The organism is uncultured Croceicoccus sp., assembly GCF_947496385.1.
Taxonomy (GTDB): Bacteria; Pseudomonadota; Alphaproteobacteria; order Sphingomonadales; family Sphingomonadaceae; genus Croceicoccus.
On the sequence record NZ_CANMCP010000002.1, the window covers coordinates 193,172 to 215,183 of the forward strand.

Annotated in this window: 22 protein-coding genes; 15 read left to right on the top strand and 7 right to left on the bottom strand. The window is 65.7% G+C overall.

Features of this window, described 5'->3' with window-relative positions:
• Window positions 1–3: 3 nt before the first annotated feature.
• Both fabG and Q0897_RS04690 read left to right on the top strand, forming a co-directional pair.
• Window positions 4–753: a 3-oxoacyl-[acyl-carrier-protein] reductase gene (gene fabG / locus Q0897_RS04685; protein WP_299307884.1), complete on the top strand. Its 750-nt coding sequence runs from the start codon at window positions 4–6 to the stop codon at window positions 751–753.
• A 76-nt stretch (window positions 754–829) separates the two neighbouring features.
• A complete protein-coding gene (locus Q0897_RS04690) occupies window positions 830–967 on the top strand; it encodes a DUF2256 domain-containing protein (protein ID WP_202085495.1) in 138 nt (45 codons plus the stop codon).
• 52 nt (window positions 968–1,019) lie between these two features.
• On the opposite strand, the gene Q0897_RS04695 is transcribed toward Q0897_RS04690, so the two are convergent.
• The 7 genes from Q0897_RS04695 to Q0897_RS04725 form a co-directional block, all read right to left on the bottom strand.
• On the bottom strand, window positions 1,020–2,885 hold the full coding sequence (locus Q0897_RS04695) for a M2 family metallopeptidase (protein ID WP_299307886.1): 1,866 nt from the start codon (window positions 2,883–2,885) through the stop codon (window positions 1,020–1,022).
• 63 nt (window positions 2,886–2,948) lie between these two features.
• Complete coding sequence (locus Q0897_RS04700; protein ID WP_299307888.1) at window positions 2,949–3,710, bottom strand: alpha/beta fold hydrolase; 762 nt, start codon at window positions 3,708–3,710, stop codon at window positions 2,949–2,951.
• A gap of 7 nt (window positions 3,711–3,717) precedes the next feature.
• The gene (locus Q0897_RS04705) at window positions 3,718–4,743 is read right to left on the bottom strand and encodes an aspartate-semialdehyde dehydrogenase (protein ID WP_299307890.1); all 1,026 of its coding nucleotides are present in this window, start codon (window positions 4,741–4,743) and stop codon (window positions 3,718–3,720) included.
• 122 nt (window positions 4,744–4,865) lie between these two features.
• Window positions 4,866–5,870 (bottom strand): L-histidine N(alpha)-methyltransferase, encoded by a 1,005-nt coding sequence (gene egtD, locus Q0897_RS04710; RefSeq protein WP_299307892.1) that lies wholly within the window; start codon window positions 5,868–5,870, stop codon window positions 4,866–4,868.
• A 10-nt stretch (window positions 5,871–5,880) separates the two neighbouring features.
• A complete protein-coding gene (egtB, locus tag Q0897_RS04715; RefSeq protein ID WP_299308155.1) occupies window positions 5,881–7,101 on the bottom strand; it encodes an ergothioneine biosynthesis protein EgtB in 1,221 nt (406 codons plus the stop codon).
• Between the two features lie 168 nt (window positions 7,102–7,269).
• Window positions 7,270–8,643 carry a class II 3-deoxy-7-phosphoheptulonate synthase gene (locus tag Q0897_RS04720; protein ID WP_299307894.1) on the bottom strand — a complete coding sequence of 458 codons (1,374 nt, stop codon included), beginning with the start codon at window positions 8,641–8,643 and terminating at the stop codon, window positions 7,270–7,272.
• Between the two features lie 159 nt (window positions 8,644–8,802).
• Entirely contained in the window at window positions 8,803–11,721 is a 2,919-nt protein-coding gene (locus Q0897_RS04725) for a M16 family metallopeptidase (RefSeq protein ID WP_299307896.1), read from the bottom strand.
• A gap of 137 nt (window positions 11,722–11,858) precedes the next feature.
• Here Q0897_RS04725 and Q0897_RS04730 point away from each other — a divergent pair, with 137 nt between their 5' ends.
• The 13 genes from Q0897_RS04730 to Q0897_RS04790 all read left to right on the top strand — a co-directional run bounded on the left by Q0897_RS04730 (window position 11,859) and on the right by Q0897_RS04790 (window position 21,986).
• Window positions 11,859–12,434: a NifU family protein gene (locus Q0897_RS04730; protein ID WP_299308157.1), complete on the top strand. Its 576-nt coding sequence runs from the start codon at window positions 11,859–11,861 to the stop codon at window positions 12,432–12,434.
• A gap of 38 nt (window positions 12,435–12,472) precedes the next feature.
• Entirely contained in the window at window positions 12,473–13,078 is a 606-nt protein-coding gene (locus Q0897_RS04735) for a malonic semialdehyde reductase (RefSeq protein WP_299307898.1), read from the top strand.
• 21 nt (window positions 13,079–13,099) lie between these two features.
• Entirely contained in the window at window positions 13,100–13,735 is a 636-nt protein-coding gene (tsaB, locus tag Q0897_RS04740) for a tRNA (adenosine(37)-N6)-threonylcarbamoyltransferase complex dimerization subunit type 1 TsaB (protein WP_299307900.1), read from the top strand.
• Between the two features lie 6 nt (window positions 13,736–13,741).
• Window positions 13,742–14,233 carry a GNAT family N-acetyltransferase gene (locus Q0897_RS04745; RefSeq protein WP_299307902.1) on the top strand — a complete coding sequence of 164 codons (492 nt, stop codon included), beginning with the start codon at window positions 13,742–13,744 and terminating at the stop codon, window positions 14,231–14,233.
• 216 nt (window positions 14,234–14,449) lie between these two features.
• On the top strand, window positions 14,450–14,881 hold the full coding sequence (locus tag Q0897_RS04750; RefSeq protein WP_299307903.1) for a MucR family transcriptional regulator: 432 nt from the start codon (window positions 14,450–14,452) through the stop codon (window positions 14,879–14,881).
• 143 nt (window positions 14,882–15,024) lie between these two features.
• Entirely contained in the window at window positions 15,025–15,444 is a 420-nt protein-coding gene (locus Q0897_RS04755; RefSeq protein WP_202085509.1) for a Fur family transcriptional regulator, read from the top strand.
• A gap of 2 nt (window positions 15,445–15,446) precedes the next feature.
• A complete protein-coding gene (locus tag Q0897_RS04760; RefSeq protein ID WP_299307905.1) occupies window positions 15,447–16,220 on the top strand; it encodes a lysophospholipid acyltransferase family protein in 774 nt (257 codons plus the stop codon).
• Window positions 16,221–16,277: 57 nt separating this feature from the next.
• Window positions 16,278–17,618: a tRNA (N6-isopentenyl adenosine(37)-C2)-methylthiotransferase MiaB gene (miaB, locus tag Q0897_RS04765; protein WP_299307907.1), complete on the top strand. Its 1,341-nt coding sequence runs from the start codon at window positions 16,278–16,280 to the stop codon at window positions 17,616–17,618.
• Window positions 17,618–18,460: a hypothetical protein gene (locus tag Q0897_RS04770; protein WP_299307909.1), complete on the top strand. Its 843-nt coding sequence runs from the start codon at window positions 17,618–17,620 to the stop codon at window positions 18,458–18,460. Before miaB ends, Q0897_RS04770 begins: the two co-directional genes overlap by 1 nt.
• A 123-nt stretch (window positions 18,461–18,583) precedes the next feature.
• The gene (locus Q0897_RS04775; RefSeq protein WP_299308159.1) at window positions 18,584–19,603 is read left to right on the top strand and encodes a PhoH family protein; all 1,020 of its coding nucleotides are present in this window, start codon (window positions 18,584–18,586) and stop codon (window positions 19,601–19,603) included.
• Between the two features lie 5 nt (window positions 19,604–19,608).
• The gene (ybeY, locus tag Q0897_RS04780) at window positions 19,609–20,115 is read left to right on the top strand and encodes an rRNA maturation RNase YbeY (protein ID WP_299307911.1); all 507 of its coding nucleotides are present in this window, start codon (window positions 19,609–19,611) and stop codon (window positions 20,113–20,115) included.
• Between the two features lie 39 nt (window positions 20,116–20,154).
• Window positions 20,155–21,102 carry a hemolysin family protein gene (locus Q0897_RS04785; RefSeq protein ID WP_299307913.1) on the top strand — a complete coding sequence of 316 codons (948 nt, stop codon included), beginning with the start codon at window positions 20,155–20,157 and terminating at the stop codon, window positions 21,100–21,102.
• A complete protein-coding gene (locus Q0897_RS04790) occupies window positions 21,102–21,986 on the top strand; it encodes a LysR substrate-binding domain-containing protein (RefSeq protein ID WP_299307915.1) in 885 nt (294 codons plus the stop codon). The genes Q0897_RS04785 and Q0897_RS04790 overlap by 1 nt, the downstream gene beginning before the upstream one ends.
• Window positions 21,987–22,012 lie beyond the last annotated feature (26 nt).

The window sequence follows — 22,012 nt, forward strand, 5'->3', positions numbered from 1 at the left end:
GCGATGTTCGACCTGACCGGAATGACGGCGCTGGTGACCGGCGCATCGGGGGGCATCGGCTCCGAAATCGCCCGCGCATTGGCAGGACAGGGCGCGCGTCTTGCGCTCAGCGGATCGAACGGCGACAAGCTGCGCGCCTTTCGCGAACAGCTGAATGCCGAAACCGGCGGCGACCATGTGGAAATCACCTGCGACCTGTCGAGCGCGGAAAGCGTCGATGCGCTGGTCCCCGCGGCGATCGACACGCTCGGCAAGCTGGACATCCTCGTCAATAACGCAGGGATCACCCGCGACGGGTTGATGATGCGGATGAAGGACGAGGATTGGGAGCAGGTGTTGCAGGTCAACCTGACCGCTGCGTTCCGGCTCATGCGCGCCGCGACCCGGCCCATGATGAAGGCGAAGTTCGGGCGCATGATCTCCATCACCAGCGTGGTCGGCACCACCGGCAATCCGGGGCAGATGAACTATGCCGCGGCCAAGGCGGGTCTTACCGGCATGAGCAAGAGCCTCGCGCAGGAGCTTGCCACGCGCAACATCACGGTGAACTGCGTCGCGCCCGGTTTCATCCGCACGGCGATGACCGACGTGTTGCCCGAGGCACAGAAGGACGAGCTGAACGCCCGCATTCCCGCCGGGCGCATGGGCGAAGGGTCCGACATCGGCGCCGCGGTCGCCTATCTCGCGTCGAAGGAAGCGGGCTACGTCACCGGGCAGACGCTCCACGTGAACGGCGGCATGGCGATGATCTGACCCCGTCGCCGGGTGGGTGGGCGAATGGCCGCACCCGCCCGGCAACCGGAACGCGCGCGATGCGTTGTCCCACACGATGGCGCACAAGAAACCGAACCTGCCGACGAAGACCTGCCCGGTGTGCGAACGCCCGTTCGCCTGGCGCAAGAAATGGGCGCGCGACTGGGACAATGTCGTCTATTGTTCGGAGCGGTGCCGCCGCACGGCGAAATAGCGCGCCGCCATGACCGAAGGGCCGGACGTTTCCGCCCGGCCCCTTCATCGGATTACCAACCCTGCGGCTGGCCCTTGTTCTGCTCGTCCAGCCAGGCCTTGAGCGGGGCGAAATATTCCACCATCGCCTTGCCGCTCATCTCGCGGCTCCCGGTGAACGCCTCCAGTGCATCGGGCCAGGGCTTCGACGCACCCATTTCCAGCATGGCGTTCAAACGTTGCCCCACCTCCTCGTTGCCGTAGAAGCTGCACCGATGCAGCGGCCCGGTCCATCCGGCCTGCTCGCATGCCGATTTGTAGAACTGGAACTGCAAAATGCGTGCAAGGAAATAGCGCATGTAGGGCGTGTTGCCCGGAATGTGATATTTCGCGCCTGGGTCGAATGCATCGGCGGGACGCTCCACCGGCGGGGCGATGCCCTGATACTCGCGGCGAAGATCGGTCCACGCGGTGTTGTAATCGGCAGGCGCGATGCTGCCGTCGAACACGCCCCAGCGCCATTGATCGACCAGCAGGCCGAAGGGCAGGAACGCCACCTTGTCCATCGCCTGGCGCAGCAGCAAACCGATGTCCTTGTCCGCCGAGGGCACGTCTTCGCGGTTGAGCAGGCCGATCTGCACCAGATATTCCGGCGTGATCGAAAGTGCGACGAAATCGCCGATCGCCTCGTGGAACCCGTCGTTCGCGCCGTTGAGATAGAGATACGGCTGCTCGTTATAGGCACGCTGATAGTAATTGTGGCCGAGCTCGTGGTGGATCGTGACGAAGTCGCCGGCGTTCACCTTGATGCACATCTTGATGCGGATGTCGTCGACATTGTCCACGTCCCACGCGCTCGCATGGCACACCACTTCGCGGTCGGCAGGCTTCGTGAACTGGCTGCGCTCCCAGAACGTCTCGGGCAAAGGCTCGAACCCCAGCGAGGAATAGAACCCCTCGCCGATCTTCACCATGTCGATGGGCCCCTCGCCCTTCGCCTCCAGCAATTCGCCGATGTCATAGCCGAGATCGCCGGCCCCTTCGGGCGCGACGAGCGGGTAGATATTGCCCCACTCCTGCGCCCACATATTGCCGAGCAGGTCGGCGCGGATCGGGCCAGTGGCCGGTTGCACACCATCGCCATATTTCGCGTTCAGCCGCCCGCGAACATAGGTGTGGAGCGCCATGTAGAGCGGCTTTACCTCCTGCCACAGCCGTTCGGTTTCCGCGGCGAACTGTTCGGGCGGCATATCGTATCCCGACCGCCACATCGCGCCGGTATTGGCAAAGCCGAGTTCCTTCGCGCCTTCGTTGGCGATCGCGACCATGCGCGCGTAATCGTTTTTCATCGGCGCGCCGACATTGTCGTGCCAGCTTGCCCACATCTCCGCATATTCGGCCGGCGTGCGTGCAAGATTGCCCATCTCCGCCTCGATATCGCTGCCCGAAATCGGCTCGCCGTTCAAAAGGCCGCGACCCTTGCCATATTGCGCGTTGAGATCGGTCGCGATGGTGTTCAATTCCTCCGCCGCGCCATCGGCGGTCGGCGCGGGCAGGACGATGCCGTTGCGCAATATGTCGAGCTTGCGCGCCACATCGGCATCGAGCCCCGGGACACGCGCATATTGCGCGGCGGCAAGCGCGTATTTCACCTGCTTTTGCGTTCCGATGGCGCCGCTTTGCGCGGCAAGCGCGTTGGTGTCGGGCGTTATATAGGTGGCGTTGACCCACGCGATGCGGCTGGCATCGACGCTGTAACCGAACAGGTCGGCTTCGGCGGCAGCGATGAATTGTGCCGCGCCTTCCGCCGTCATGGGAAAGCGGGCCGCCTCCTCCGCATCGGTGGTGACAGGGTTGCTGTCGGCGGCGGTCTGCGCGTGGCCGGGGGCGGCAAGCGCGATGGCCATCGCCATGGCGGCGACGGAAGAAGCGAATTTCATCAGGGTGTTATCCTTCGATCCCGGTTCGTTATGAAACCGGTTTGGACCGCCCCCCGTCCGAAATCAAGCGGTCAGAAACGCCACCAGCTCATCGCCGAGCGCGCCTTCGGAAACGCTGCTCATATGCGTGCCCGGGATCGTGGCGCGGCGCCCGTCCGGCAATGCCTCGGCCAACGCGTCGGCGCTGCCATTGTCGTTGTCCTTGTCCCCGCACAGCACCAGGGTGGGCATCGTCGCCGCGGACAATGCATCGCGGCTGGTGTCGGCCATCGAGCCGAGCAGCAGCCGCGCAGCGGTGCGGTCCACCTTCATCGTTTTCATGAAGCTGACGGCGAAGAATGCCGGGTCGCCCATGCGCACCTCGTCGAACCGGTCGATGGCATCGCGGAAGAAGACCGCCCGCTTCTCCCACCCGGCAAGCCCTTCGAGCCCCATCCCGGTCAGCACGAGCCGCCGCGGCGTAAGCCCGTCCAGCACACCGCGCAGCACCGTGCGCGAGCCCAGTGAAAACCCGACGAGATCATATTCGACCAGCCCGTAATGGGCGATCACATCCTCAAGATCGCGGACGAGCACGTCGGGCGGGTAGCAGACCGGATCGTGTGGCGCCCCGCTGTGCCCATGCGCGCGCAGATCCGGCATGATGAGCGCGAACCCCGCATCGGCGAGCTTCTGCGCATGGCCGAACTTGACCCAGTTCGTCTCCACATTGGAGAACAACCCGTGCAGCAGCACGACCGTGCCGCGCGTGCCCTCCCCCATGCGATGCACGGCAAGGGGCGTGCCGTCGCGCGCCGCAACCGTATCGTAATCGGGGAGAGCCATTGCGCGATCAGCCTTTTTTCAAAATACGGCGGCCGAGCAATTCGGCGATCTGCACCGCGTTCAATGCCGCACCCTTGCGCAGATTGTCCGACACGCACCACAGCGCCAGGCCGTTTTCGACCGTCGGATCCTCGCGCACGCGGCTGATATAGGTGGCGCTGTCGCCCGCGCATTCGACGGGGGTGACGTATCCGCCGTCCTCCCGCTTGTCGACGAGCATGATGCCCGGTGCCTCGCGCAGGATGTCCTGCGCTTGGCTTGCGGTCATTTCCTTCTCGAATTCCAGCGTGATGGATTCGGCGTGGCCCACGAATACCGGCACCCGCACGCAGGTGGCCTGCACCTTGATTTTGGGGTCCATGATCTTCTTCGTCTCGACGACCATCTTCCACTCTTCCTTCGTCGAACCATCGTCGAGGAAGACGTCAATGTGCGGAATGACGTTAAAGGCGATCTGCTTCGTGAACTTGCGCGGTTCGACGGCGTCTCCGACGAAAATGGCACGGCTCTGCTCGAACAGCTCGTCCATGCCGGCCTTGCCCGCACCGGACACCGATTGATAGGTGCTGACCACCACGCGCTTGATCGTGGCGACATCGTGCAGGGGTTTCAGCGCGACGACCATCTGCGCGGTCGAGCAGTTGGGATTGGCGATGATCTTGCGCTTCACCGCCTCCTCGATCGCGTCGGGGTTCACCTCCGGCACGATGAGCGGCACGTCCGGGTCCATGCGATAAAGCGAGCTGTTGTCGATGACATAGCATCCCGCCGCCGCCGCCTTCGCCGCGTAATCCTTCGCCGGGCCGCTTCCGGCGGCGAACAGCGCAATGTCCCAGCCGGTGAAATCGAAATGCTCGATATTGCGGCATTTGATCATCTTGCCGGTGTCGCCGATCTCCACCTCGGTCCCGACGGAACGCGAGGACGCAACCGCCGCGATCTCGTCATACGGAAATTCGCGCTCCGCCAGGATCGCGAGCACTTCGCGCCCGACATTCCCCGTCGCGCCAACGACGGCCACCCGATAACCCATGATCAAACCTTACCTGAAAGACATTATGTCAAACGGCGCATCACGCCAGCGCCGCACTGTGCGCGCCCTAACCGCACATGGGATGGCTGACAACCCATAGGATTGGCGAAACATTGCGCGGATCAGGGGGCCATGCGCAACGGGCTGGCCTCGGCGAGGATGAGCATGAAACGATTCTTGTCGTCGCTCCACCGCCGCATCGGCGTCCAGCCGCCCGCAAGCAGCAGCGTATTGGCGCTGCGCTTGCCATATTTGTGGCTGTTCTCGGTATGGATCGTCTCGCCCCTGGCCATTGCGAAATCATGGCCGCAGATCGCAAAACGCATGTCGGCCTGCGCCTCCAGATGCATTTCGATGCGCGCGATATCATCGTTCCAGATCGCCCGATGCGCAAAATCCGCCACGGGAATATCGCCGCCCAGCTCGCGATTGATGCGGGTGAGGAGGTTGAGGTTGAACGCCGCCGTCACCCCGGCCGCATCGTCATAGGCAGCCTCCAGCACGGCGGTATCCTTGATCCGGTCCATCCCGATCAGCAGTTGTGCCGGCGTTTCGCCCGCCCCGTCCGCACTCAACGTGCGTCGCATCTGGCGCAGCAGGTCGACCGCGGTGCGCGGCACCAGATTGCCGATCGTCGATCCGGGAAAGAACCCCAGCCGCGGCGCGCCCGCGATCGCATCCGGCAGGGTGACGGGCTTCGTAAAATCCGCCTCGACCGGGTGAATCGGCAGGTCGGGAAAGCTTTTGGCCAGCGTATTGGCCGACGCGCGCAGGAATTCGCCCGAAATGTCGAGCGGGACATAGGCCGACGGCGCAATGGCATCGAGCAGCAGCGGCGTCTTCGCCGAACTGCCCGAGCCGAATTCCACCACGGCGCGGCCCGATCCGATGGCATCGGCAAATTCCTGCCCCCGCGCGGACAGGATCTCCCGCTCCGCCCGGGTCGGGTAATATTCGGGAACGGCGGTGATATCCTCGAACAATTGCGATCCGCGTTCGTCATAGAACCACCGCGCCGGCACCGCCTTCTGGGCCTGTGACAGGCCGGCGATCACCTCGTCGCGAAAGGCGCGGTCGATCCCGCTCGCATCTTCATCGACGATGCGAACCGCTTGTTCGACTGGCATGTGTATCCCCTCAAATATCCTTGGCGAGCCGGAGCCCGGTGAATTGCCACCGCATGTGCGGATAGAAGAAATTGCGATAGCTGGCGCGCATGTGGCCGCGCACCGTCGCACAGCTCCCCCCCTTCAACACGAACTGCCCCGACATGAACTTGCCGTTATATTCGCCGACCGCCCCTTCGACCGGGCGGAACCGGGGATAGGGCAGATACGCACTACGCGTCCATTGCCAGCACGACCCGAACAGACCGTCTCGCGCCACGGGATGGACCGGGCCGGCGCTGTCGAACTGCTGTCCCGCATGCGGATCCTCGCTCGCGGCGAGCGCCTCCCACTCTGCCTCGGTCGGCAGGCGCGCGCCGGCCCATTGGGCAAAGGCATCGGCCTCGTAATAGGAAATATGCGTGACCGGCGCATCGGGATCGCGCCGCCGCGCGCCGGAGAGGGTGAACTGCGTGTCGCCCTCCCAATACATCGGCGCGGCAATGCCATTGGCCTGCACCCATGCCCACCCATCGGACAGCCACAGCGCCGCATCGCGATAGCCGCCATCGGCGACAAACGCCTCCCATTCGCGATTGGTCACGAGCCGCCGCGCCATCGCGAACGGTTCGAGGAGATGGCGGTGGCGCGGCCCCTCGCAGTCAAAGGCGAAATCGCGGGCCGCATCCGCATCGTCCGCGCCGAAATCATGGCCGATGCGCGTGATGCCGCCGGGATGCTCGATCCAGCCATCATCGCCCGGCGCGCCCGTCGGCACGTCGCCCTCGAACATCGCGGGGCCGAGCGGGTTTTGAAACAACGCATGCTTGATATCGGTGAGCAGCAATTCCTGGTGCTGCTGCTCATGCGCGATGCCGAGCGCGATGAGCTCCGCGCAATCCTCGCGGGTCAGCAGCGGCTCCATCGCATCGTCAACCGCGCGGCGAAAGGCGACGATTTCCTCCAGCGTGGGGCGCGAGAGCATACCGCGCGAAAACCGGGCGATCCGCTCGCCCTCCGCCTCGTAATAGCTGTTGAAAAGATACGGAAATTTCTCATCGAAAAGCCGATAGCCGTCGAGCCGGTCGCGCAGGAGAAAGGTCTCGAAAAACCATGTCGTGTGCGCCAGGTGCCATTTCGCCGGGCTGGCATCCTCCATCGACTGTATCGTGGCGTCGGCATCGGAGAGCGGCGCGGCGAGATCGAGGCTGAGCTGGCGGGTCGCGCGGAACCGTTCGGCCAGGCTGTTCATGGCCGGGGAATCGGTCGCCCCGGCGCGTGTCGTGTCGATCTCGGGGCGGGGCGCGGCATTATCCATGCCCCTATAATGCGCGATCGGCGCCGAAGTGCCAACCGCACGCGCAAATTCATCCGATTCCGGTGCGACCGGGGCATGGCGACGGCCACGCCCCGGCTGGAATCATGCGGCTTCGGCGTCGCGCTGCCGCATTTCCATGTTCAGCATTTCGGCGAGCAGGAAGGCCAGTTCGATCGACTGCGCCCCGTTCAGGCGCGGATCGCAATGGGTGCGATACCGGTCGCCCAGCGCCTCGTCCGTGATGGCGATGGCGCCGCCAGTGCATTCGGTCACGTCCTGCCCGGTCATTTCGACATGGATGCCGCCGGCGTGGGTGCCCTCGGCCCGGTGAACCGCGAAAAAGCCCTTCACCTCCGACAGGATGCGGTCGAACGGGCGGGTTTTCAGGCCGCTCGGCGATTTGATGACATTGCCGTGCATCGGGTCGCACGACCACACCACCGGGTGCCCTTCACGCTTGACCGCACGGACCAGTGGGGCGAGGCCCGCCTCCACCTTTTCATGGCCGAACCGGCTGATGAGCGTGATCCGCCCCGGCTCGCGCGCGGGGTTGAGCGTGTCGAGCAGGCGCAGCATCGCATCGGGTTCGAGCGAGGGCCCGCATTTCATCCCGATGGGGTTGTTCACTCCGCGCAGATATTCGACATGGGCGCTGCCCTCGAACCGGGTGCGATCCCCGATCCACAGCATGTGCGCGGAGGTATCGTACCAGTCGCCGGTGAGCGAATCCTTCCGGGTGAGCGCCTGTTCATACGGCAACAGCAACGCTTCGTGGCTGGTGTAGAAGCTGGTGCCCTGCAATTGCGGGACGGTTGCGGGATCGACGCCGCATGCCGCCATGAAGTCCAGCGCCTCCGAAATGCGGTCCGCCGTCTGCGAAAAGCGCGCGCCCCAGTCGGAACGCCCGATATGGTCCTGCGTCCACTGGTGCACCTGCCGCAGATTGGCATAGCCGCCGCCCGCAAAGGCGCGCAGCAGATTGAGCGTGGCCGCGTTCTGGCTATAGGCGCGGATCATGCGCTCGGGATCGGGTTGGCGTCCCGTGAAATCGAAGCCGATGTCGTTGATGATGTCGCCGAAATAGCTGGGCAGCTCGGTCTCGCCCTGCGTTTCGGTGGGGGCGGAGCGCGGCTTGGCGAACTGCCCCGCCATTCGCCCGACCTTCACGACCTTCTGCTTGCTCGCGAAGGTCAGCACGACCGCCATCTGCAGCAGCACGCGGAACGTGTCGCGAATATTGTCGGGGTGGAATTCGGCGAAGCTTTCCGCGCAATCGCCGCCCTGCAACAAAAATCCGCGGCCGCCCGCCACCTCGGCGAGATCGGCCTTGAGCGCGCGCGCCTCGCCCGCGAAGACGAGCGGCGGATAATGCGACAGGCGCTCCTCGACATCGTTCAGGGCCGCCGTATCGGCATAGGTCGGCAGGTGCCGCCCCTCATGCGATTTCCAGCTTTCGGGGCTCCAGTCGTTTGCCAATGTGGTCACTCCATCGCGCCGCCAGTCGTGGCGGTCTTGTCATGTTCGGTGGTGGTCGGAAGGCGCCCGCCATAGCAACGCGCATCCCGCTTTGCAAAGGTTACAATGGTAAACATCGAAACGAAACGATGCTGCGCATGTCACACGCGCAGCATCGCATCATTCCCCGGCCTGTTCCTCCGGCAGCACGGAGATGCGGACCGTGTCCTCTCCTGCGAGGAACATCTGCGCCAGCTTCTGCATCGTTTCGGGCGTCGTGCGCGAATAATCGTCGAGGATCGAGCGCACCTGATCGAAGCGCCGCGGATCGCGCGCCGCCCCGCCGAGCTGGTTGAGCCAGAAGCCGTTCCCGCTCGACGACCGGCTGATCAGCTGCCGCAGCGGTTCGGTGACGCGGGCGATCTCCTCTGCGCCGGGCGGATTGGCGACGAGGTCGGCGGCAATGCCGTTGGCGACGTCATAAAACGCCGGCACGTCCTTGGGCTGCAGCTGCGCCATGGCGATGATCATGCCGCCATCCTCGCGGTCGAGCGGCCAGCGCGAGGCGACATTGGGCGCATAGCTCGCGCCCAGCCGTTCGCGCATCGCATCGAACAGGCGGTTGTTGAACAATTGCGAGAGGATCTCGACCTGCCGCGAAAGCCGCACGCGGTCACGCCCGCCGCCCGTCGGCCAGGCGATGATCGCCGCGGCCTGGTTCGCGTCGCCGCGATGGGTGAGCACGATCGGATCGCCGCCCGTTTCGGGGAAGGAGGAAAGCTGCGGCCTCATTTCCATCGCGGGGCGCTGGTCGAGGGCGCCGAACGTCCTTTCCAGATCGGCAACCGCCTGCGCACGGTCGAAATCGCCGAAGATTTCCACCGTTACCGGCCCGCTCGCCAGGATCGGCTCCCATACCTTGCGGAAGCCTTCGGGGGTGAGCGTCTCCGCCTCCGCCGGGGTGGGCGCGTGGAAGCGCGGGTCCTCACCGCGCAGGATATATTCGAGGTCGCGCTCGATCACGCCGGCCGGGCTGGTGGCGTAGCTGCCATAGCCGAGCGCCAGCGCGGCCCGCGTGCGCAGGATCGGCTGCGCATCCCAGCGCGGATCGGCCAGTTTCGCCGCGAACAGGTAAAGCTGATCGGCGAGGTCGGACTGGCGCGTTTCCGCGCTCATCACGAAATTGTCCTCCTCGATGGCGAAGCCGAGGCCGAGCTTGCGCCCGGTCGCGATGCGTTCGAGGTCGTCCTGGTCGAGCTGACCGACGCCCGCGCTCATCAAAGCACCTTCGCCGAGCGTCGCATAGGGGGCGCTGTCCGCATCGAACGCACCGTAGCCCGCACCGAACCGCACGCGCACATTGGCGCGCCCCGGTTCGGCATCGTTCGCCCACAGCATCGCGCGCACGCCATTCGAAAGCGTGATCGTCTCGATACCCAAAAGGCCCGAGGGCGCCTCCTCGACCACCGTGCCCGGCGTGCCGATGGCGGGGAGGTCGGCAAAGGACAGCTGCGGTCCGTTATCGGCACTGTTGTCGAGCGCCTCGACCGGGGCGAGCAGCGCCGCGCGGAACGCGGCGGCATCCGCCTCCTCCGCATCGGGCACGATCATCAGGCCGCGCAGGACCTCACCGGTGAAAAGTTGCCGCGTATGTTGCAGGATAGCTTGCGGCGTAATGCGGTCGCTCATCCCGCGCAGCACGTCGAGCACCGTATCGGGCGCCGCCACGGTTTCGCGAATGTCGATGGCCTGCACGATATTGTCGGCAAGGTCGCGCGTCTGCTGCACCGAGGAAGTCTCCACCCCGATGGCGAAGGCATTGTCGAATTCGGCAAGCTCGCGCTGCACCTCCGCCTCGGTCGGCGGAGTGGCGAGCGCCGACGCGATCACCGCGCGTACATCGTTCAGCGCGGCCTGCCAGTCGTCGGACAGGGGCGTGACCGATACGAAGGTCACGTCCGCGCTGCGGTTGACGTCGTCCTGGCCGACCTGCGCGGCGAGATAGCTGCCGCCGGCGCGGGCCTGCGCCTCCAGCCTGCGATTCAGTACCGAGATCGCCAGCTGATCGAGGAGCAGCCCCTCGTTATACGCGATGGTATCGGCGACCTTCTCCCATGGGCGGAGCACGGCATAGCCGACATTGCGCGGCAGGTCGGGTTCGACCATCACCCGCGTCTCCCCCACGGGCGCCAGCGCGCCTTCTGCGGAGCGGGCATCGGCGCCTGCGACCGGATCGCCGAAGTCGGGCGCCGGCACGGCGCGGCCCTTCCCCTTCCAGCCGCCGAAATATTTCTGCAGGAGCTGCGTCATCAACGCAGGATCGAGATCGCCTGCAATGGAAATCACGGTGTTCTCCGGCCGGTACCACCGGTCATAGAACGCGCGCACGTTCCGCCGCCCCGCGGCGCCCAGCGTGGCCTCCGTACCGATGGGCGCGCGGGTGGCGAGCGGCTGCCCCGCGAAATAGGTCTCCCGGCTGGCCTCGCTCACGCGGAGGCCGGCGCCGCCCCGCTCCCGCTTTTCGGCGAGCACGATGGGCACCTCGGTCTTCACGCCCTTTTCGGAAAGCGTGGGCGCCGTGACCATGCCCGACAGCAAGCGAAACACCTCGTCCGCCTTCGCCGGGTCCATGTCGGGCACGTCGAGCTTGTACACGGTCTGCGTCGGGGTCGTTTCGGCGTTGGTATCGTTGCCGAACGTCGCGCCGAGCTGTTCCCAGCGGGGGATCGTCTCCCCCGGCCCGAGATATTTCGATTCCCGGAACACAAGATGTTCGAGAAGATGGGCAAAGCCGCGCTCATCCTCGGTTTCGTGGAGCGACCCGGCATCGACGCGCACGCGGATCGACACCTGCCCCTGCGGCACCTCGTTGAAGCGCACCGCATAGCGCAGCCCGTTTTCCAGCTCGCCGAAATCCCATTCGGTATCGGGCGGCACGTCGCTCCCGCGGTAGATCCAAGGGCGGTCCGTTTCCACCTGCGGCCATTCGCGGCTCGCCTCGGCGGACGGGGCGGGTTGTGCATGGGCGGCGGGTGAAAGGGCGGAAAGGCCCACGAGAGCGGAGAGCGAGAGGGCGAAGGGCGATACGGCAAGACGCATGGCCGTGCGGGCGTTCAATATCATGGGCGCCATATAGGTGGCCGGGTGATGAAGCGCCACTGAATACCGGCATCGGCCTGTTGGCGCGGGGCGACGATGGCGCTTGAATGCAGGCGGTTTCTCTCTACATCGGGCGCATGTTCATCGAAACCGAAACCACGCCCAATCCCTCCACGCTGAAATTCCTGCCCGGACGGCAGGTGATGCCATCCGGCACGCGCGAGTTTACCGACCCCGAAACGGCCGAAGCCTCGCCGCTGGCGTCCGCGCTGTTCTCGCTCGGCGATGTGACGGGCGTGTTGTTCGGCGGCGATTTCGTGGCGGTGACCGCGGCGCCGGGCGCCGACTGGTCCGCGCTGAAGCCGCAGGTGGTCTCGGTCCTGCTCGACCATTTCGTGTCCGAAGCGCCTCTGTTCGCAGGCGGCGGGGCGGAATTTTCCGTGCCGGCCGAAACCGATCCCGTCGTCGCCGACCGGGAGGAAGACGCCGACATCATCGCGCAGATCAAGGACCTGCTCGAAACCCGGGTGCGCCCGGCGGTCGCGGCCGATGGCGGCGATATCGTCTATCGCGGGTTCGACGATGGCGTCGTCTATCTCGGCATGCAGGGGGCTTGTTCGGGTTGCCCGTCCTCGACCGCGACGCTGAAACACGGGATCGAGGGCTTGCTGAAACATTACGTTCCCGAAGTGAGCGAAGTGCGCGCGGCCTGAACCCCGCCGCGCCCTTTTCGACAGTTCAGAGGCCGATCATGACCGACACCGCCCTTCCCCAGCCCGTCGACGCCCATGCGCTGGACCGCATCTTTCGCGAGGCGCGGACGATGAACGGCTATCTCGACAAGCCGGTCGCGCCCGACATGCTGCACCGCATCTGGGACCTCATGAAGATGGGGCCGACCTCGGCCAATCAGCTTCCCGCGCGGCTGATCTGGTGCACATCGGACGATGCGCGCAAACGCCTCGCCGCCTGTGCGAGCGAGGGCAATCGCGACAAGATCGAGCAGGCGCCCGTTGCGGTCATCCTCGCGATGGATCTCGACTTTCACGAGGAGCTGCCCTGGCTGTTCCCCCATACCGACGCGAAAAGCTGGTTCGAGGATGAGGACGCGCGCCGCGAAAGCGCCTTTCGCAATTCGAGCCTGCAGGGCGCCTATTTCATCATCGCATGCCGCGCGCTCGGTCTCGATTGCGGGCCGATGTCGGGCTTCGACGCGGACAAGGTGACGTCCGAATTCCTCGGCGATCATCCGCGCTGGCGTCCCAATTTCATTTCCACTCTCGGCTACGGCGACATGGACAGCACCTATGACCGCAGCCCGCGTCCCGATTTCGAGACGTTCAATATCGTCCTCTGATCGGGCACGGGGCCGGGTTTCGTGAAGACGCTGGTCATCGATTGCGCGACGGAGGCGTGTTCCACCGCGCTGTTCGACCGTGACACGCTGATCGCGGGGGACCATGCGGTTCTGGGCCGCGGTCATGCCGAACGGCTGATCCCGATGATCGCGCAATTGCCGGGGCGCGGGCGCGCCGACCGGATTGCCGTCGCGCTGGGACCGGGAAGCTTTACCGGCATTCGCGTCGGGCTTGCTGCGGGGCGCGCGCTGGGCGTGGCGTGGGGCGTTCCGCTGCTCGGCTATCATACGCATGCGCTCGTCGCGGCGCAGGCGGTCGCCGATGCGGGCGAGCCGGTCGCGGTGTGCAACACCGGCGGTCATGGCGAATGGTTCGTGCAATCGTTCGGCGACGATGCCACGCCGCTGGACGCGGTGCGTTCGCTGCGCCCCGACGATGCCGCCGCAGCCATCGTATGCGAGCGCATCGCCGGCAATCAGGCAGAGGCGCTGGTTGCGCGGCGCGGGTCTGGCACGGCGATGCCGATGCTGCCGGATGCGCGGCGCTTCCCCCTCCTGCATGCGGCGCGGCTGACGGGGGATGTCCGCCCGGCTTACGGGCGCGGACCGGATGCGAAATTGCCCGGCGGTATCGAACCGCCCGCCCTTACCGGATAGCGCCACGTGCCGCCGCACGACGACATCGACGCGATGATGGACGTGATGAAAAGCGCGTTCGATCCCGCCTTCGGCGAGGCATGGACCCGTGCACAATTGACGGGCGGCCTGCTCATGCCCGGCACGCAATATTCCATCATCCGTAGTGACGGGCGGTTCGACGGCCCGTTCGACACATCGTGCGAGGCGGCGGGATTCGCGGTGGTGCGCACCGTTCTGGACGAGGCGGAGCTGATGCTCATCGCGGTGGCGCCGCGCTGGCGGGGGCGCGGTTACGGGCGGCATCTGCTGATCGACGTGATCGACCGGGCGGCGGTCGGGGGCGTGGCGCGGCTTTTCCTCGAAATGCGGTCCGACAATCCGGCCCGTGCGCTTTACGAGGGGATCGGCTTCTGTCCGGTGGGGCGCCGGCCCGGATATTACAAGGGCCGCGACGGAACCGAGCGCGACGCCGTCACTTATGCAATCGAACCCATCGCCGGCCAGCCCTATTATTAAATATCGTTTGGCCGCGCCTTGCGATCATTATTTGCCGATACTTCGCCAACCTGCCGCGTTTTAGGCTCGTGTTAAGGCGTGTTGCTGTAGGAGATTCGCCTCCGAAGGCTTGTAAATGCGTTTCCGCACTTTAAGTGGCAGACGCCTCATACGCGCCCCCCTCAACAAAAAGCGCGTATGAAACAAATCATTAACCCCCGTTTGAAAGTCCGAGAGATGGAACAGTCCGACCTGGATATGAAGGAAACCCTCATTACTTTGACCTCGGACATCGTGGCCGCTCATGTGAGCAACAATGCCATCGATGTTTCCGATGTCCCCACGCTCATCACCGCGGTGCACGCCGCGCTCGCCGGACTGGACGGCGAGGTGAAGCAGGACGAGGCCCCGCCCGAACCCGCCGTATCGATCCGCGCATCGGTAAAGCCCGACTACATCGTCTGCCTCGAAGACGGCAAGAAGCTCAAGATGCTGAAACGCCATCTCATGACGCATTACAACATGACGCCCGATGAATATCGCGCGCGCTGGAACCTGCCCGCGGATTATCCGATGGTCGCGCCCAATTACGCGGAAAAGCGCCGCGAACTGGCCAAGAAGATCGGCCTCGGTCGCAAGCCTGGCACGCGGGTCAAGAAGAAAAGCTGATCCCGCGCCGCGCGTCGCATGATCGGGTGATCGATGGGTACGGGGCGGTTGCACTGACGGACACGCGGTCTATGATTGGCCGCAAACTGCCGGCCCGCCCTTCGTGCGGCGGTCCGGCGCGAAGAAAAAGGCGTTGATACCCCGTGCCCAATCCTATCGATCTCGAAGCAATCTGTGCTGAACGCGGCCTGCGCATCACCGACCAGCGGCGCGTGATCGCGAAGGTATTGTCGGAAAGCGAAGACCATCCCGACGTGGAAAAGGTGCACGAACGCGCCAGCGCGGTCGATCCGCGCATCTCGATCGCGACGGTCTATCGTACCGTCCGCCTGTTCGAGGAGGCGGGCATCCTCGACCGCCACGATTTCGGCAATGGCCGCGCCCGTTACGAAGCCACGCCAGAGGCGCATCACGATCATCTGATCGACGTGGAAACCGGCAAGGTCGTCGAATTCGTGGATCCCGAACTCGAAGCGTTGCAGCGCCAGATTGCCGAGCGGCTGGGCTTTCGCCTGGTCGATCACCGCATGGAACTCTACGGCGTAAGGCTGGACCGGGACTAGGCATGGGCGCGCCGACCGTGGCGCACGGCAGCGGACTGTCGCTGTCCGACTGGCGCGTGGTGCCGCGCATTGCGGCGATGCTGGTATGGCTCGCGATGTGCGTGCCGGCCTATTACCTGACCCGCCTGCTCCGCATGCCGAACCGGGTGCCGCCCGCGTTCCTGTCGGGCATTGCGCGCATTGCCGGCATTCGCGTCCGCACCGACGGGGTGCCGGCATCGGGGCGGCGCATCCTTATTGCCAATCATGTCAGTTGGATGGATATTCTGGTGCTGGCCCGCGTGTCGGGGGCGGCCTTTGTCGCGCATGACGGGCTCGCCGGTGTCGGCCCGCTCAAATGGCTGTGCGACATGAACGACACGGTGTTCATCGCCCGGTCGCGGCGGCAGACCGTGGGCGAGCAGGCCGACAGCATCCGCGACGCGCTCGACGTGTCGCACACGCTCGTCCTTTTTCCCGAAGGCACGACCGCCAACGGGCACGAGATGCTCCCGCTTAAAAGTGCACTCCTGTCCGCGATCGACCCGGTGCCGCCCGGCGTTTCGGTGCAGCCGGTTTTCATGGATTACGGCCCCGACGCGCCCGCCGTCTGCTGGGTCGGGGACGAGCCGGGCCTGCACAATTTCCTGCGCATTGTCGCGGGCCGGACGCCTGTTGCCGTGACGGTGCGCTTTCTCACCCCGCTTTCGGGCGACGCGCTCGACGGGCGCAAGGCGATGACCCGCGCGGCGCAAGGCGCATTGACCGAGGCGCTCGACCGCAGCCACGCGCGATAAGGACGCGCTTTAGCCACTCCCTTTCGCGGGATGGCGATTGGGTGTAAGCGGCGGCGCATGACCAAAGCCGCACCGAAAAATTTCCGAGTCAAAAGCTTCGGCTGCCAGATGAACGTCTATGACGGCGAGCGCATGGCCGAGATGCTGAGCGAGCAGGGCATCGTTCCCGCCGCGGAGGGCGAGGAGGCCGATCTCGTCGTTCTCAACACCTGTCACATCCGCGAGAAGGCCGCCGAAAAGGTCTATTCCGACATTGGCCGCCTGCGCAAGGCGGGCGCGAAATCGGGCCGCGAACCGATGATCGCCGTCGCCGGATGCGTCGCCCAGGCTGAGGGCGAGGAGATCATGGCGCGCAGCCCCGGCGTTTCCATGGTGGTCGGCCCGCAGGCCTATCACCGCCTGCCGCAGATGATCGACCGTGCGGTGAAGGGCGAGCGCGTGACCGACACCGACATGCCGGCGATCGCGAAATTCGGTGCGCTGCCCGCCCGGCGCAAGCGTGCACCATCGGCGTTCCTCACCGTGCAGGAAGGCTGCGACAAATTCTGCACCTATTGCGTGGTGCCCTATACCCGCGGCGCGGAAATCAGCCGCCCCTTCGCCGATCTGGTGGAGGAGGCGAAGCGGCTCGTCGATGGCGGCGCGCGCGAGATCACGCTGCTCGGTCAGAACGTGAATGCCTGGCGGGGCGAGGATGACAGGGGCCGTGCCGTCGGCCTCGAAGGGCTGGTCCGCGCGCTGGCTGCCCTGCCCGACCTTGCCCGCATCCGCTATACCACCAGCCATCCCAACGACATGACCCCCGGCCTGATCGCCGCGCATGGCGAGCTCGACAAGCTGATGCCCTATCTCCACTTGCCCGTGCAGTCGGGGAGCGACCGGGTGCTGGCCGCGATGAACCGCAGCCACACGGCGCAAAGCTATGTCCGCGTGATCGAACAATTCCGCGAGGCCCGGCCCGACATCGCGATTTCGGGCGATTTCATCGTCGGCTTTCCCGGCGAAACCGATGCCGAGTTCGAGGAGACGCTGCGCATGGTGGACGACATCCGCTATGCCGCGGCGTTCAGCTTTAAATACAGCCCGCGCCCCGGCACGCCCGCCGCCACCATGGACGCACAGGTGCCCGAGGCCGTCATGGACGAACGGCTGCAACGGCTGCAATCCCTGCTCGCCGTGCATTCGCAAGCCTTCAACGAAAGCACGGTCGGCAAGCGCTGCGACATCCTGGTCGAGCGCAAGGGTCGCCGCGATGGCCAGTGGATCGGCAAGACGCCCTGGCTGCAATCCGCCTATTTCACAGGGGATGCCGAAATCGGTGACCTGGTGACGGTGGAGCTCGAACAGGCCGGACCGAACAGCCTTGCCGCGCGCCGGTTGGGAACCGTGGACGCCTGATGCGCCGGGCCGCGGCATGGGCGGCGGGGTCGGTGATGCTGCCCCTCGCCGTGCTGCTGTCGGCATGCGGGGATCGGGCGGAGGATACGCCGCCGGCTGCGCCCGTGGCTGCGGCAACAACTGCGCCGACCGGGGATACGGCGGCGCCCGCCCTGCCGGCTGGTTTCGCGCGTGCAGACTTCGCCGGTGTCGAGGGGCGCTTCCGGCTCGTCTCGCTCGACGATGCGGCGCCCGTGGACGATTTTGGCGAAAGCTCCGTCCGCTTTACGCAAACGACCCTGTCATGGGATGGCTGCAACCATCACGAGGGGCTGTATATCGCGACCGGCGACAGCCTCGCCGTGCTGCGCGGGCCGTCCACGCTCGTCAATTGCCCGCCCGATGCACCGGACAACGCGCTGTCTGCGATACTGACCACGCGCCCCGCCATCGGCCGCGATGGCGATGGCCGGATCGCGATTGCGGGCGGCGGGCACCGCGCCATTCTCGTTCCGGACGGACCGGCGCGCGACAGCTTTCCCGCCCCGGTGATCGAGGGGCGGCAATTCGCGCTGATGCTGTCGTCGCCGGATGATTCGCCCGTGCTGCTGCGCGTGGCGGAGGGGCGGCTTTCGGTGGATATCGGGTGCGCGGATACGATTTCGGGCCGGGTCGATGTGCGAGCCGGGACGCTTGTTCTGAGCGATGTTGAAAGCCGCGCCTGTCCCGGTACCGCCGCGCTGTCGGAGGCGCAGCGTCGCCTCCTGCGCGTGCTCTCCGCCGATCCGGCCTATGTCGTTGGCCCCAATGGCGATTTGCTGCTCGCCGCGGGCGAAACGGCGGTCGCGGGCCGCGCGCGCTGAGCAGAGGTGACACATGTCCTTGTCACCGCGCTTGCGGCGCCTACATTCACCTGATGACGATTCGCCCCGGATGATCGGCGCGGACACAGACAAGGAAACTCAGTGAGCCGCAAACAGGCGCGCATGTCCGGCACGGACGAAAACAGCCCCTACGACCCCATCGCCGCCGGCCCCGCGGGCCATCGTTCGCGCACGGAGATGGAGTTCGACAACCCCGGCGTGCTGGCCGCGCTTTTCGGGCAGTTCGATGCCAATCTGGTCCGCATCGAAAACAGGCTCGGCGTGTATATCGCGGCGCGCGGCAATCGCGTGCAGATCGAGGGCAGCGAGGATGCGGTCGAACGCGCCCGCGACGTCCTCCAAGCCATGCATCAACGGATTCAAAGCGGTTTCGAACTCGACGCCGGGGCGGTCGAATCGCTCATCGCGATGTCGGACGAACCCACGCTCGACGGGATCGTGCGCGGCGATGACAAGCGCCCGCCGGTGATGATCCGCACGCGCAAGAAGACCATCGCCCCGCGTTCGGCGGCGCAGATCGACTACATGCGCGCGCTCACCAGCAACGACATCATCTTTGCGCTCGGCCCGGCGGGCACGGGCAAGACCTATCTCGCCGTCGCGCAGGCCGTCGCGCAGCTCATCACCGGCAGCGTGCAGCGGCTCATCCTCTCGCGCCCCGCGGTCGAGGCGGGCGAGCGGCTCGGCTTCCTGCCCGGCGACATGAAGGAGAAGGTCGACCCCTATCTCCGCCCGCTTTACGACGCGCTTTACGACTGCATGCCGCCCGAACAGGTCGAACGCCGCCTCGCCAGTGGAGAGATCGAGATCGCGCCCATCGCCTTCATGCGCGGGCGCACGCTCGCCGATGCGTTCGTCATCCTCGACGAGGCGCAGAACACCACCCCGGCGCAGATGAAGATGTTCCTCACCCGCTTTGGCCAGAACAGCCGCATGGTGGTGTGCGGCGATCCGCGGCAGGTCGACATTCCGGGCGGAGACAGCTTTTCGGGGCTCGCCGACGCGGTCAAACGGCTCGAAGGGGTGGAGGGCATCGGGATGGCGCGCTTCACCGCCGCCGACGTGGTGCGTCACCCGGTCGTGGGCCGCATCGTCGATGCCTATGAAGGGCAGCAGGGCTGACGCGCATGTCCGCCGCCACGATCGAGCTCGACGTCGATCCTGTCTGGGGTCAGGACACCGATTGGGAGGCGCGCTGTGCCGCGGCCGCGCGGGCCGTGGCGCATGTCCTGCCCGAACTGGCGCATTCCGAGATTCTGGTGAGCGTCGTCATGGGCGAGGACGAGGAAGTCCACGCGCTCAACCAGGAATGGCGCGCGAAGGACAAGCCGACCAACGTGCTGAGCTTTCCGATGATCGCGCGCGAGGAGCTGCTGCGTGCCGCGGAACGGCCCGGCGCGCCCGTGATGCTGGGCGACATCATCATGGCGCATGGTGTATGCAGGCGCGAGGCCGAGGAAAAACAGGTTGCGCTTGCAGATCATGCAACGCATCTGCTGATTCACGGCCTCCTCCACCTCGCCGGTTTCGATCACGAGGATGGGGACGAAGAGGCCGAGGCGATGGAAGCGCTCGAAATCAGGGCGCTGGCGGCATTGGGGATCGACGATCCCTATGCGGATCGCGATTTATGAGAGTGGCGCCCCCCACGACGGGCGGGCCGATGACCGAGGATGAAAGACACGACGATGCCGGACGGCAGCCAATCTGGCGATACGCGCAACCCGGAGCCTGACCGAAGGGCGTTGTGGCATCGCATACGCGCCTTCTTCGACAATGAAGGCGAAAGATCGCTGCGCGAGCAGATCGAGGAAGCCATTGACGAGCATGAGGAGGATCGCGACACCGCGGCCGATCATGCCAATGGCGACCTGTCGCAGACCGAACGGCAGATGCTCCGCAATCTCCTGCATTTCAGCGAGAACGACGCCGACGACGTCGCCATTCCGCGCAGCGAGATCATCGCCATCGAACGCAGCGCAAGCTGGGCCGAGCTGGTCGCGACCTTTGCCGAACACGGCCATTCGCGCATCCCGGTCTATGCCGAATCGCTCGATCACGTGATCGGCATGATGCTGATCAAGGACGTGTTCCCCTTCCTCGCCACCGGCGAAACCCCGCCCGATGACTGGACCGTGCTCATGCGGCAGCCGGTCTACGTGCCGCAGGCGCGCGGGGCGCTGGACGTGCTGGCCGACATGCGGTCGCATCGGGTCCATCTCGCGATCGTGGTCGACGAATATTCGGGCACCGACGGGGTCATCACGATCGAGGATCTGGTCGAGGAGATCATCGGCGATATCGAGGACGAGCATGACGATGCCCCGGTCGAGCAGCTCGTGCCGATCGACGGCGGCATGTGGGACGCCGACGCCCGAACCGAGCTGACCGAGGTGGCGCGCCGCGTCGATCCCGAGCTCGCCGTCATCGAAGGGTCGGTCGATACGCTGGGCGGGCTGGCCTTCGTGCTGGCGGAGGAAGTGCCCAAGGTCGGCAGCGTGCTCCACCATGACAGCGGCTGGCGGATCGAGATCATCGCCGGCGACGAACGCCATGTCGAACGGCTGCGGCTGCACCCGCCCGTGCCCGAAACCGACGCGGACGAAGAGGCCGAAGGCTGATGGCGACGCGCCGCCTTCCCCCGCTGCGCAGTCTCGAGGCGTTTGTCCGCATCGTCCGGCTCGGTTCGGCAAAAGCGGCGGCGAACGAGCTGGCGCTGTCCCCGTCCGCGCTGTCGCGCCGGGTCACCGCGCTGGAGGATTTCGTGGGCAAGAAGCTCTTCCTGCGGCAGCATCAGGCAATGAAGCTGACCGAGGACGGGCAAAGCCTGTTCGATGCGGTCGCCCCCGCGCTCGACGAGCTGGCCGAGAAGATCGGCACGCACATGGGCGATTCGCGGCTCCTGCGCCTGCGCCTCGCGGTGATGCCGCTCTTCGCGGCGCAGCGGCTCGTGCCGCGGATGCGCGAATTGCGGCGGCTGTATCCGGCGTTGCATATCGACATGGAAAGCTCCTCGCATCCGGTGCCGCGGCTCGGCGATACGCTCGATGCCGCGATCATCCTGTCCGACGGGCCGGATCCTTCGCTGCACATGGTGCAACTCGACCAGAACCGCGTCCATGCCATCGCCTCGACCGAGCTTGTGGCGATGCTCGGCGATACGCCTGACCCCGATCTCCTCGCGAAGCAGAACTTCCTCGTCCATTCGGATATGGAGCGCAGTTTCGAAGCGTGGCGCAAGGCCGCCGGGCTCCTGCCGCGCCACCGCCCCACCGTCGATCATTACGACAGCGGCCCGCTCATCCTCGAAGCCGCCGCGCAGGGGCTGGGCGTGGCGATCATGCACGGGGACCATCTGTCCCGCTCCAACGATGCGCGGCTGGCCCCGCTCTACGATCTGGAGGTGGAAAGCCCGTATAGCTACTGGTTCGTGTGCCGTCCGCGCGCGCTCGAAAACCGGCCGGTGCGGATTTTCCACGACTGGTTGGTGAACGCGAAGCTGTGACGCCAGAAAAAAGGCCGCAGGGGTGA

Excerpts from the sequence above, each read along its gene's own strand:
- fabG (WP_299307884.1), top strand. The coding sequence starts at position 4 with ATGTTCGACCTGACCGGAATGACGGCGCTGGTGACCGGCGCATCGGGG.
- Q0897_RS04690 (WP_202085495.1), top strand. The coding sequence starts at position 830 with ATGGCGCACAAGAAACCGAACCTGCCGACGAAGACCTGCCCGGTGTGC.
- Q0897_RS04695 (WP_299307886.1), bottom strand. The coding sequence starts at position 2,885 with ATGAAATTCGCTTCTTCCGTCGCCGCCATGGCGATGGCCATCGCGCTT.
- Q0897_RS04700 (WP_299307888.1), bottom strand. The coding sequence starts at position 3,710 with ATGGCTCTCCCCGATTACGATACGGTTGCGGCGCGCGACGGCACGCCC.
- Q0897_RS04705 (WP_299307890.1), bottom strand. The coding sequence starts at position 4,743 with ATGGGTTATCGGGTGGCCGTCGTTGGCGCGACGGGGAATGTCGGGCGC.
- egtD (WP_299307892.1), bottom strand. The coding sequence starts at position 5,870 with ATGCCAGTCGAACAAGCGGTTCGCATCGTCGATGAAGATGCGAGCGGG.
- egtB (WP_299308155.1), bottom strand. The coding sequence starts at position 7,101 with ATGAACAGCCTGGCCGAACGGTTCCGCGCGACCCGCCAGCTCAGCCTC.
- Q0897_RS04725 (WP_299307896.1), bottom strand. The coding sequence starts at position 11,721 with ATGCGTCTTGCCGTATCGCCCTTCGCCCTCTCGCTCTCCGCTCTCGTG.
- Q0897_RS04730 (WP_299308157.1), top strand. The coding sequence starts at position 11,859 with ATGTTCATCGAAACCGAAACCACGCCCAATCCCTCCACGCTGAAATTC.
- Q0897_RS04735 (WP_299307898.1), top strand. The coding sequence starts at position 12,473 with ATGACCGACACCGCCCTTCCCCAGCCCGTCGACGCCCATGCGCTGGAC.
- Q0897_RS04750 (WP_299307903.1), top strand. The coding sequence starts at position 14,450 with ATGGAACAGTCCGACCTGGATATGAAGGAAACCCTCATTACTTTGACC.
- Q0897_RS04760 (WP_299307905.1), top strand. The coding sequence starts at position 15,447 with ATGGGCGCGCCGACCGTGGCGCACGGCAGCGGACTGTCGCTGTCCGAC.
- miaB (WP_299307907.1), top strand. The coding sequence starts at position 16,278 with ATGACCAAAGCCGCACCGAAAAATTTCCGAGTCAAAAGCTTCGGCTGC.
- Q0897_RS04770 (WP_299307909.1), top strand. The coding sequence starts at position 17,618 with ATGCGCCGGGCCGCGGCATGGGCGGCGGGGTCGGTGATGCTGCCCCTC.
- Q0897_RS04775 (WP_299308159.1), top strand. The coding sequence starts at position 18,584 with ATGTCCGGCACGGACGAAAACAGCCCCTACGACCCCATCGCCGCCGGC.
- ybeY (WP_299307911.1), top strand. The coding sequence starts at position 19,609 with ATGTCCGCCGCCACGATCGAGCTCGACGTCGATCCTGTCTGGGGTCAG.
- Q0897_RS04785 (WP_299307913.1), top strand. The coding sequence starts at position 20,155 with ATGAAAGACACGACGATGCCGGACGGCAGCCAATCTGGCGATACGCGC.
- Q0897_RS04790 (WP_299307915.1), top strand. The coding sequence starts at position 21,102 with ATGGCGACGCGCCGCCTTCCCCCGCTGCGCAGTCTCGAGGCGTTTGTC.